An 8,990-nucleotide genomic window follows, 5' to 3' on the forward strand; every position below is an offset into this window, starting at 1 on the left:
CTGCTCGCGTAAGGGTCGTCGCTCGTGGACAGGCAGCATCCGGACCCCGCCGGGCGATCCCGGCGGGGTCCGGATGGACGGCGTACGGTCGGCTGGACGGCGTACGGTCGGATGCTCCTATGGAGGTCAGTCGACGATCGTGACGATCCGACGGCGACGGAACAGCACCACGGCCACCGCACCGGCGACGACGAGGACCGCGCCGAGGCCGGCCAGCAGTCCGGCGTTTGCCCCGGTCACCGGCAGCCCGCCACCGGCACCTTCGCCGCCGCTGCCGAGGGTGATCTCGGCGGTGTTGTTGTCAGTGTCCGGGTCCTGCACGCCGCCGTCGATGACGATCGAGCCGGCGGCACCGGCCGCGCCGACGATCTCCACCTGGAACGGGTAGTGGAACGACTCCCCCACTGCCGGGCTGTGCGTGGGCCGGCAGAAGTAGACCAGGCCGTTGGGCTGACCGCGGTCGTCCCAGACCGGGCTCCCGTCGACGACCGGGGCACAGCGGTCACCGACGGCAACCGCTTCGACTCCGACAGGCAGCGTCACCAGCGTGGACGGGGCCCACGCCTCGCCCGGCAGGATCAGGTCGGCCGGGCCGTCGTTGCGCATGCCGACCTCGATGTCGACCACGTCGCCGACCGCCCCCTGCACCGTCGCACCGATCGCCACCGAGTCGGCCGGCTGGTTCGGAATATTGACCAGGAATTCGGTCCAGTTGTCGGTGTCGTTGAGGTCCGGCAGCGGCTCCAGGGTGGTCAGGCGAAGCTCGTTGCCGGCCGATCGGGCGGACATCGTGCCGAGGGCCGCGACCTCGTCGTCGCCCAGCGGCAGCACCGCCACCACCACGATCCGCTCGGATGGGCCGGGTGCGGTCTCGCCGACCTTGACCCGCAGCGGGGTCTCCTCGTGTAGGGAGAACACCTCACCCGGGCCGACCTCGCCGAGGATCTGACAGGTCAGCTCCAGGAAGTCAGGGTTGTACTCACAGTTGTCGTACCGGTCCGGCAGCTCGAGGTCCAGGCCGGTGCTCAGCACGACCTGTACGCCAGCGGCCGCCACCGTGCCGACGTTCGTGGCCTGAATCGGCACGTTCGTGCTCTCCCCCGGCTGCAGCGTCACGTCGTCGATGTCGCCGACCACGAGATCGACCCCGGGCCAGGCGAGCTGGACGATGCCGGTGGTCTGCTGCTCCTCTGGCATGTTCGCGGCCGAGGTGGTGACCTTGATGACGCCCGAGTACTCCAGGACCTCCAGGTCACCCGGCAGGGCGTCGACCCGGTAGACGTGCGTCGAGTTGCCGGCGAGTTCGTCGAGCGTGCAGGTGGCCACCTTGCCGGCGACCGTACAACCCTGGCTTGCGCCGGGCAGGTCGATCCGGAACGCGTCCGACACGGCGGACGCGTCGATCGTCACCGACACGTCGACGGCCGGGGTCGGCACACTGTTGTCGATGGTGACCTCGATCGGCTTCGGCGTGGTCGCGTCCATCGCGATGTTGGTCACGTACTCGATGGACGGCGAGACCCAGGCGATCTCGTCGGACTCCACGGCCTGCGCCGGGGTGGCGATCGAAAGAGCGGCCAGGCTGGTGGCGGCACAGCCGGCGGCGAGCCGGCCGAAAACTGTCATTCTGGGCATGCTGCGGTTTCCCCCGATGGAATGTCGAAGCAGCGGATCAGCTGAGAGGCTTACAGAGGACAGCGCACATTAGCCACAACCGATGACGCACCGCAACCCCGTGACGTTCCGGCCCATAGCCGCCGGGCGTGCCCCGGGGTAGCGCCTAGCGGCGGCGGTGATCCGGCCTTGTGGCCCGGTGGGCGATGATCAGCTCGGTGGGTCGCGGACCATGGTGAGCCGGTTGCTGCGGCAGTCGTCAGGGATCGCGTCGGACTGCACGAACGACGCACGGCAGTAGGCGAGCCGGATCCGCACCCCGTGGTCCCTGACTCCTTTGCGGAGCACGTCGAGCAGGCCGTCGTCAGCAGTCACCCTGTCGAGCCGCAACGCGAAGCCACGCTGGGCCTCGTTGTGGTCGCCTCCGTGCAGGCTCTGCGCGCAGCAACACCATGAGCAGGATATTCTGCCAGCGGCCAAATGTGTAACTCCCGGCCAGTTACATTCCACGACTCTGGTTACATTTCGAGTTACATTCGACCGGTGCTGCCCTGCTGCCGGGGTGTGCGCCTGCCGGCCATCAGCGACCCTCCTCCTGCCGCTGGGCGAGTTCGGCGACGTAGGCCGCCAGGTTGCTCAACGTCTGCTCGCCGCCCTCGATCGCGTGGTACTTCTCCACGGCCTGGTCGCGTAGCTCCCTGGTGGGGAAGACGGTACACATCACGATCCGGGTCGCCGCGCCGTCCGGTGCGAAGGCCAGAGTCGACTCGAAGGCGTTCGGGTCGTCGCGGGACTCGCCGTGCAGCAGGGCGATCCGCTGCGGTGGGACGATCTCGGTCCAGGTGATCCATTCAGAGTAGTTGGTGCCGTCCGGGCCGTGCATCACGAAGTCCCACTCGCCGCCGACCCGGAACTCGAAGGAGCGCGTGGTGGTGCTGAACCCCTCCGGACCCCACCACCGTGACAGGTGCCGGACCTCGGTGAACGCCTCGAACACCAGCTCCGGTGGGGCGTCGATGACCCGGGAGATCACGATCTCCCGGTCGGCCGTCGCCGGCTCCGCCGATGTTTCCCGCTCTGCTCCTGCCATCGGTCACTGCTCCTGTCGTGTCTGCTTGAGGTCCTGCACGTAGCTGTCCAGCCGGTCGAAACTGCCGTTCCAGAACTCCTCGAACCCGCCGACCCACTCGTGGATCGGCCGCAGGCCGCCGGCGTCCAGGCCGTAGAGGCGCTGCTTGCCCGACTCGCGGACCCGCACCAGCCCCACCTCCCGGAGCACCCGCAGGTGCTTGGACGCCCGTGGCTGGCTCATCCCCAGCTCCCGGGCCAGGTCGGTCACCGGCCACTCGCCCGCCCGCAGCAGCGCCAGGATGTCCCGGCGCTGCGGCTCGGCGATCGCGTTGAAGACGTCCGACGTCGTCGCTGCTCGTGCCACGCCAGTCATCATATTCCCATAACGGAATGCGTCAAGTGGGTCGCGCAGTCAAGCTGACGTCGGGCCAGCTGTGGCCGCCGTGCTGCTATAACATCTATGCTATGCCCTGGGGTGTCGTGGAGCTGGAGCCGGAAGTAGAGAAGTGGTTGGAGAGTCTGCCGAGTGCCCTGTTCGCCCGAGCCGCGTTCTACGTCGACCTGCTGGCCGAGCAGGGGCCGCTACTGGGCGAGCCTTACACGAAGCAGCTTGATCGGAAGCTCCGTGAGTTGCGGTTCCACCTTGAGCAGCACGCGGTAAGGGTCACCTACTGGATCGGGCCTGGAAGGCGGATCATCTTGCTGACGGTCTTCTTCAAGACCCGGATGCGCGAGGAGCGGGAGATCGACCGAGCGCGTCAGGCGCTGGCGCGGTGCATCGACGAGGCACACCAGGTTGAGGGCAAGGAGGAGGTCTAGCCATGGGTGAGGGTGGCGGTTGGGCTGCTATGCGGGAGCGGCGGTTGGCTGAGCCCGGCGCAGCTGAGGCGTACGAGGCGGCGCGGTTGGCGTTCGAGCTCGGTCGTTCGGTGCGTGAGCTGCGCGAGCGTCGCGGTTGGAGTCAGACGCAGCTGGCCACGGCGTCGGGGATGACGCAGTCTGCGGTGGCCCGGTTCGAGGCTGGCGGGACCGTGCCGACACTCGTGGTGCTGGAGCGACTGGCAGCGGCGCTGGGAGTGAGCCTGAAGGTCGGCTTCGAGCCCCGCGACGCCGCTGCCTGACGAGGCTGACAGCAGATCAGTGGTGGAGTCTGCCCAGCTGCGAGATCGATCGAGGAGAAGGTGCCATGCAGGAGGTGAGGCCGTGACGAGCTACACACGCTGGAGTGACGTCCGGAGCGCCTACGTCGAACGGGCCGGCGGCGAGGAGGCGGTCGAAGCCGGCAAGCGGGAACTGCTGGCCACCGTCGTCGGGCACCGCCTCGCCGAGGTACGCAAGGCCCGAGGCCTGACCCAGCAACAGGTCGCCGACCGGATAGGCGTCACCAAGGGCCGGGTTTCCCAGATCGAACAGGGCAAGATCTCCGGACAGGATGTCGTCGCCCGCTACGCCGCCGCGCTCGGTGGCCGGCTTCACCAGGCCATCTACTTCGACGACGGCGCCATCGCCGCGATCGCCTGACCCGCACCCCATCACCGCGTCAGCGTGAGGTAGCCGCTGATAGGTGTCCAGAGTCGGTCGACGGGCATGATGTGAATGCGGTCTTCGTAGGTGAACGAGCGTTGTCCGGTGCTGAACGCCACGCCGGCGATGAACCTGTCGCCGAGTGCGTCTCGTAGCGCTCGGAGGCCTTTGAGGTCTGCGCCCGCGACGCGTTCGTTCGCCTTGACTTCGAACGCGAGGACCCTGCCGTCGTCGAACTCGATGACGTAGTCGACCTCGCCGCCGTCGTAGGTGCGCCAGTGCCCCGTAGTTACGTTTTCGTCAAGCCAGGAGGCCTGCTTGCGAAGCTCGCCGACGACGAAGCTCTCGAGGAGGTGCCCGAACTCCGTCAAGGCGGCCGGGTCGAGTGTGGCGAGTTTGGCGGGAGAGACTCGCATCAGCCGGGCGGCCACCCCGGTGTCGACGACATGCACCTTCGGTGATGCTGCGGCTCGCGCGCGTAGCGTCGTACCCCAAGCAGGAAGTCGGTCGATGAGAAATAGGTCTTCGAGGAGGCGGACGTAGCCTTCGATGGTCTTGCGCTCACCTGCGAGGCCCTGGGACGCGCTGGTGAGGTTGAGTACCTGCCCGGTTCTTCCAGCCAGTCGACCCAGCAGCTCGCGCAGCATGCTGCGCTGACGTACCCGGACAAGCTCGATGGCATCGCGCTCCAGCGACTGGCGGACGTAGTCATCGAACCAACGGTCGCGCGCGGGGCCTGTGCGGCGCAGGGCCAGGGGGAACCCTCCAGCGCAGAGTCGATCAACGTACTCCGTCCGGGTCGTCGTCGACGCTGGCCTGGCTGCGACGGTCGCGTCGGGCGCTGCGCGAAGCGCCGGCAGGAAATCTTCATGGACGCCGCGTATCTCTCCTTGTGACATGGGCCAGATCGTCATGGTGTGCAGGCGTCCGGTGAGTGCCTGCGCGGTGCGGGGCAGCGCGTCCTGGCGGGTCGACCCGGTCAGCGCGGCGGTACCCGGAAGGCTGCCTTCGCGGTTGAGTCGAGCCTTCAACGCGTCGAGGATCTGCGGGGCATGCTGATACTCGTCCACGCAGAGCAGGCCCGGCGTCGTGACGGCTGTCTGCGGGTTGGCCACCACCGCGTCGCGAATGCCCAACTCGTCCAGGTCCAGAACGGGGACCCCGTGCCGGTCGGCGAGCGCGCGCAGGACCGTGGACTTGCCAACGGAGCGAGGGCCGTGCAGGGCGATGACCGGCTCCACCCGGAGCAGGTCATCGAGCAGCGCAGAGACTCGCCGCTGCGCGATCCCGGCGAGTGGTTCCAGCACCCTGGCCTCCTCCGTAGCAACGAAGTACCGAATCCCAGGAGGTGAAACTACCACTATTCGAGGAGTGCGGATACCAAGATTTGAGCAACCGAGCTGCCAAATTTCGAGCACTTCACAGGGAGTCGCGGTCCAGCAGCCGGCTGGTCACGTTCGCGGGGTGAGGCCGATGGTGGTGGCGAGGCGGGTCAGGCCGGGGGTGGGTGCGGTCCGTAGGAGCGTGGCGACGACGGTGTGGGCGGTGGGTCGGGTGCGGGTTTCGGCGGGAGCGATCTGGTCGGCGGTGATGATGGCGCGGGCGGCGGCGGTGGGGTTGCCGGTGTCGAGGTAGGCGCGGGTGATGTCGATCAGGTGGGCGGCGCGGTGCTCGGCGGGTAGCTCCCGCCAGCCGTCGCTTGCGGTCGCCCGCTGATGGTGGGCGATGGCCTGGTGTGGGTCGCCGAGGGCGGCGGCGAGGTGGGCGCGGGCGAGTGCGACGGCGGTCGGCCCGAACCCGGTGGCGGTGTCACCGTGGTCGGGCCGCCGCTGGTCGTGGCTGGCGGCGGCGTGTCTGTCGGCGTGGTCGGTGAGCTGGTGTGCGGTGGCGGGGTCGTTGCCGGTGGCGGCGGCGAGGGCGGCTTCGATGAGCAGGGTGCCGGCGAGGGCGTGGTCGTCGGGTGCCGGGTGGTCGGTCGTGGCGGGGTCGATCAGCGGTACGGCGGTGAGCGCGGCCTGCGTGGCGAGGGTGGGTCGGTGCAGGGCACGGAGCGCTTGGGCGAGGGCGATGGCGGCTGCGGCGGTGTGTCCGGGGTGGCCGTTGGCGGTGGCGATGGCGCGGTCGGCGGCGAGCCAGGCGAGGTGGGGTTCGGCGAGTTTGGTCAGCAGGTGGGCGGTGAGCCGGTAGACGCGGGTGAGCAGGTACGCGGCGTCGGGGGCGTCGCTGGTGGTGGTGTGGCGGGTGTGGGTGAGCAGGTCGGGCAGCGTGCGGAGTAGTTGTGGGTAGTGGGCGTGCTGGTAGGCGGTCCACGCGTACTGGATGCGGTGGTGCAGGTCGTCGGCGGACGGTGTGGGTTGGTCGGGGGTGGGGGTGTCGTAGCGGGCGAGGGCGGCGCGGAGGTGTTCGACGGCGGCCGCGACGTCGGTGGCCGGTTCGGGTCGGCTGCTGGTGGTGGGGGCGAGGATGGTTTCGGGGGTGACGCCGAGGACGGCGGCGACAGTGTGGACGACGGAGATGCGGTCGAGGGAGCGGATGCCGCGTTCGACCTTGTCGACCCAGGAGTGGGATTTGCCGATGCGGTCGGCGAAGACCTGTTGGGTGAGTCCGCGTCGGGCGCGGAGTTGGGCGATCCGCCGGCCGATGGGTAGTTCGGTGATGCGGTGGCGGCCGGGCGCGGTCATCGGTGCATGCTCCGGTGGATCTCCTCGGTGGTCGCGCCGCAGCGGGGGCACCACCGGGACTTGACCCGGAACGCGAACAGGCCGAGGAGGAAGCCGGGCATCAGACCGGCGAACACTATCGGTAGCAGTCTGGCGATCACAAGCACTCTCACCTTCTGGCGGGGCCGGCGGGTCGGAGCGTTGCCACGCCCCGACCCCGACGGGTCGCCGCGTTGCCGCAGCGACACACCCTGCGGGGCTGACTCGTGGCGTATCGACTACAGATTGCAGCATCACTTGATGCATGGCAAGACTACGTTCATGATCAATGAATAGAAGCATGCCCTAAGGGGCAGACAGATGAGCAACGGTCGTGCAGAATCATGGCCATGCCTCGATTTGCCCCAGCCACTCCACGCTCCCGGCGACTCGGCCGCGATCTGCGCAAGCTCCGTGAAGCCAAGGGACTGACCGGCGAGGAAGTCGCCAAGTCGGTCCGCTGCTCGTCGTCGCGGATCAGCCGGATCGAGTCCGGCGAGATCAAGCCACGAGCTGGTGATGTCATGGAGCTGCTGGTCGCCTACGGCGTCCCGCTCGACGCCGAGCCCGGCTCGTCGCTGCTGGCCCAGGCCCGCGACCTGCGCGAGGACGGCTGGTGGCAGCGCGTCGGCGGCAAGTACGCGACGTACATCGCCTACGAGACCGAAGCCGTCGAGCTCAAGAACTACGAGCCGACGCTGGTGCCCGGTCTACTCCAGACCGAACGCTACGCCCGCGAGGTCAACATCATCGGTCGGGAGGTCGACCCGGACACGGTCAACCAACGCGTCACCACCCGGATGACCCGACAGGAAGTGCTGCACCGGCAACCGACACCGCTGCGGCTGCACGCCGTCCTGTCCGAGGCGGCGCTGCGTACCGAGGTCGGCGGCCCGGACGTGCTGCGCGACCAACTCTCCCACCTGGTCACGCTCAGCGAGTTGCCCAACGTCACGATCCAGGTGCTGCGTTTCGAAGCCGGCGCACACCTGGCGGACAGCAGCGGCTTCGCTCTGCTCAGCTTCGAGCGGGACGATCCACCGCTCGGCTACATCGAGACCCTGGCCGGTGAGCTGTTCCTTGAGTCAACCCGCGACCTGGCGCGAATCTCGGCGGCGTACGACAATCTGAGGATGCTGGCGATGTCGCCCGCCGAGTCGGTCAAGCTGATCAAGGAGCTGAGCGAGGATGGAACGTAACGCCTGGCGCACGTCGAGCCGGTCCGGCAGCAACGGCCAGTGCGTCGAGGTCCGCGACCGGGGCACCCAGATCGACGTACGCGACTCCAAAGCCCCCACCGCCGGCACGCTGACCTTCGACCCCACCGCCTGGACCACCTTCACCACCACCCTCAAGTCCGACGGCGCCCGCCCGTAACCCCTGGCTCCACTGCTCGTGGCGGCTTTCAACACGGGCCGCCACGAGCGCACCAACTGCGTCAGTCACGGCCGATGATGGTTGCCGAGTCGGGAGGCGGCATGCGCCGACGGATCTACCTGACCCTGCTCGTCTCCGCGCTGACGTCACCGGCACACGAGTGGATCATCGCCCAGCAGCCGACGGACGTCGCCTCGACGACCGGCCGGCCGCTGTCCGGTGAGGTCGTCGACCACCTCGACGCCGTCACGGCGAGTCTGCGGCGGATGGACGACCACCTCGGCAGCGGCCAGACACTCGGCCTGGTCCGTCAGCACCTGGCGACCGTGGTCGAGGTGCTACGCGAGCGCCGCTACACCGACTCGGTCGGGCGGCGTCTGCACGGCACCGCCGGTGAACTGATGCGCCTCGCCGGCTGGCTGTCGTTCGACGACGGCAACCACAGCCAGGCCCAACGGTTCTGGATCGCCGGCCTCTACCAGGCCCACGCCGCCGGTGACCGCGGACTCGGCGCGAACATCCTCGGCTTCATGTCCTGCCAGGCCAAGGACCTCGGCCAACTCCGGCAGTCGATCACCCTCGCCGAGACCGCGCGGGCCAGCTACCCCGCCACCAGCCCGAAAGTCGGCACGATCCTCGACCTGCGCGCCGCCGAGGCGTACGCCAACAACCACGCCGTCACCGACACCCGCCGTGCGCTCGACA

General features: G+C 68.7%; 12 protein-coding genes and 1 pseudogene. 6 read left to right on the plus strand and 7 right to left on the minus strand.

The features are described 5' to 3' along the window. Positions 1 to 126: 126 nt before the first annotated feature. The 4 genes from ACFHWT_RS18130 to ACFHWT_RS18145 form a co-directional block, all read right to left on the minus strand. Positions 127 to 1,626, minus strand: a complete 1,500-nt coding sequence (locus ACFHWT_RS18130) for an LPXTG cell wall anchor domain-containing protein (RefSeq protein WP_416595846.1) — start codon at positions 1,624 to 1,626, stop codon at positions 127 to 129. A 198-nt stretch (positions 1,627 to 1,824) separates the two neighbouring features. Then, a complete protein-coding gene (locus tag ACFHWT_RS18135; protein ID WP_416595847.1) occupies positions 1,825 to 1,989 on the minus strand; it encodes a hypothetical protein in 165 nt (54 codons plus the stop codon). 205 nt (positions 1,990 to 2,194) lie between these two features. After that, a complete protein-coding gene (locus ACFHWT_RS18140) occupies positions 2,195 to 2,704 on the minus strand; it encodes an SRPBCC family protein (protein ID WP_416569467.1) in 510 nt (169 codons plus the stop codon). A gap of 3 nt (positions 2,705 to 2,707) precedes the next feature. Next, entirely contained in the window at positions 2,708 to 3,049 is a 342-nt protein-coding gene (locus ACFHWT_RS18145) for an ArsR/SmtB family transcription factor (protein WP_416592248.1), read from the minus strand. A 101-nt stretch (positions 3,050 to 3,150) separates the two neighbouring features. On the opposite strand from ACFHWT_RS18145, the gene ACFHWT_RS18150 reads away from it, so the two are divergent. From ACFHWT_RS18150 to ACFHWT_RS18160, 3 genes are all read left to right on the plus strand, one after another. Next, positions 3,151 to 3,504, plus strand: coding sequence for a type II toxin-antitoxin system RelE/ParE family toxin (locus ACFHWT_RS18150; RefSeq protein ID WP_416595848.1), 354 nt, complete (start codon positions 3,151 to 3,153; stop codon positions 3,502 to 3,504). Between the two features lie 2 nt (positions 3,505 to 3,506). Then, positions 3,507 to 3,806 carry a helix-turn-helix domain-containing protein gene (locus ACFHWT_RS18155; RefSeq protein WP_289211317.1) on the plus strand — a complete coding sequence of 100 codons (300 nt, stop codon included), beginning with the start codon at positions 3,507 to 3,509 and terminating at the stop codon, positions 3,804 to 3,806. Between the two features lie 82 nt (positions 3,807 to 3,888). Next, positions 3,889 to 4,206, plus strand: coding sequence for a helix-turn-helix domain-containing protein (locus ACFHWT_RS18160; protein ID WP_416595849.1), 318 nt, complete (start codon positions 3,889 to 3,891; stop codon positions 4,204 to 4,206). 11 nt (positions 4,207 to 4,217) lie between these two features. Here the strand turns inward: ACFHWT_RS18160 and ACFHWT_RS18165 are convergent, their stop codons facing one another. The 3 genes from ACFHWT_RS18165 to ACFHWT_RS18175 all read right to left on the minus strand — a co-directional run bounded on the left by ACFHWT_RS18165 (position 4,218) and on the right by ACFHWT_RS18175 (position 7,030). Continuing rightward, complete coding sequence (locus ACFHWT_RS18165) at positions 4,218 to 5,516, minus strand: ATP-binding protein (RefSeq protein ID WP_416595850.1); 1,299 nt, start codon at positions 5,514 to 5,516, stop codon at positions 4,218 to 4,220. A gap of 144 nt (positions 5,517 to 5,660) precedes the next feature. Then, complete coding sequence (locus ACFHWT_RS18170) at positions 5,661 to 6,890, minus strand: helix-turn-helix domain-containing protein (RefSeq protein WP_416595851.1); 1,230 nt, start codon at positions 6,888 to 6,890, stop codon at positions 5,661 to 5,663. Then, positions 6,887 to 7,030, minus strand: a complete 144-nt coding sequence (locus ACFHWT_RS18175; RefSeq protein WP_281551641.1) for a hypothetical protein — start codon at positions 7,028 to 7,030, stop codon at positions 6,887 to 6,889. The genes ACFHWT_RS18170 and ACFHWT_RS18175 overlap by 4 nt, the downstream gene beginning before the upstream one ends. Before the next feature lie 228 nt (positions 7,031 to 7,258). Between ACFHWT_RS18175 and ACFHWT_RS18180 the strand changes: the two genes are divergently transcribed. The 3 genes and pseudogenes from ACFHWT_RS18180 to ACFHWT_RS18190 all read left to right on the plus strand — a co-directional run. Then, on the plus strand, positions 7,259 to 8,107 hold the full coding sequence (locus tag ACFHWT_RS18180; protein ID WP_416595852.1) for a helix-turn-helix domain-containing protein: 849 nt from the start codon (positions 7,259 to 7,261) through the stop codon (positions 8,105 to 8,107). Further along, positions 8,097 to 8,285: a DUF397 domain-containing protein gene (locus ACFHWT_RS18185; protein WP_416595853.1), complete on the plus strand. Its 189-nt coding sequence runs from the start codon at positions 8,097 to 8,099 to the stop codon at positions 8,283 to 8,285. The genes ACFHWT_RS18180 and ACFHWT_RS18185 overlap by 11 nt, the downstream gene beginning before the upstream one ends. A 101-nt stretch (positions 8,286 to 8,386) precedes the next feature. Continuing rightward, positions 8,387 to 8,990: pseudogene (locus ACFHWT_RS18190) on the plus strand (hypothetical protein); the annotation flags it as partial.

This window comes from Micromonospora sp. LOL_021 (assembly GCF_048060215.1).
GTDB lineage: Bacteria > Actinomycetota > Actinomycetes > Mycobacteriales > Micromonosporaceae > Micromonospora_E.

Bases quoted from the DNA above. Each gene is read 5' to 3' on its own strand.
- ACFHWT_RS18130 (WP_416595846.1), bottom strand. From the start codon at position 1,626: ATGACAGTTTTCGGCCGGCTCGCCGCCGGCTGTGCCGCCACCAGCCTG.
- ACFHWT_RS18140 (WP_416569467.1), bottom strand. From the start codon at position 2,704: ATGGCAGGAGCAGAGCGGGAAACATCGGCGGAGCCGGCGACGGCCGAC.
- ACFHWT_RS18150 (WP_416595848.1), top strand. From the start codon at position 3,151: ATGCCCTGGGGTGTCGTGGAGCTGGAGCCGGAAGTAGAGAAGTGGTTG.
- ACFHWT_RS18155 (WP_289211317.1), top strand. From the start codon at position 3,507: ATGGGTGAGGGTGGCGGTTGGGCTGCTATGCGGGAGCGGCGGTTGGCT.
- ACFHWT_RS18170 (WP_416595851.1), bottom strand. From the start codon at position 6,890: ATGACCGCGCCCGGCCGCCACCGCATCACCGAACTACCCATCGGCCGG.
- ACFHWT_RS18180 (WP_416595852.1), top strand. From the start codon at position 7,259: ATGCCTCGATTTGCCCCAGCCACTCCACGCTCCCGGCGACTCGGCCGC.
- ACFHWT_RS18185 (WP_416595853.1), top strand. From the start codon at position 8,097: ATGGAACGTAACGCCTGGCGCACGTCGAGCCGGTCCGGCAGCAACGGC.